This is a genomic window from Xenorhabdus innexi (assembly GCF_002632485.1).
GTDB classification, from domain to species: Bacteria; Pseudomonadota; Gammaproteobacteria; order Enterobacterales; family Enterobacteriaceae; genus Xenorhabdus; species Xenorhabdus innexi.
Map to the genome: position 1 here is coordinate 1 of NZ_NIBU01000267.1, position 457 is coordinate 457.

1 pseudogene is annotated in these 457 nt (G+C 57.1%); it reads left to right on the forward strand.

Features of this window, described 5'->3' with window-relative positions:
• A pseudogene (locus tag Xinn_RS21530) lies at nucleotides 1-457 on the forward strand (host specificity protein J); the annotation flags it as partial.

Consider the following 457-nt stretch of genomic DNA (forward strand, 5'->3'; position numbering starts at 1 on the left):
CCGGATGGTCACGTTTACCGTGGGGCTGGACGGCAAAATCCCGTTGCCGGGTTACATCATCGGGGTGGCGGATGAAATGCTGGCCGGTCGCGCACTGGGCGGACGGATTCACGCCGCTTCGGGACGCAATATTACGCTTGACCGGGTCTCCTCTGCGAAAGTCGGCGAGCGGCTGATACTCAATCTCCCATCGGGGAAAGCGGAAGGCCGCACCATTCAGGCGGTCAACGGGGCTATTATCACGGTCACGACGGAATACTCCGAAACCCCGGTCGCGGAAAGTGTCTGGGCGATTGATGCCACAGATTTGACGGTGCAGCAGTTTCGGGTGACTGGCATCAAAGAGGGTGACGATGGTGTTTCATTTGAAATGACCGCCATTGAGCATAACCCGGATAAATACGCCCATATCGACACCGGTATCCGCATTGATGAACGGCCGATTTCGGTTATCCCA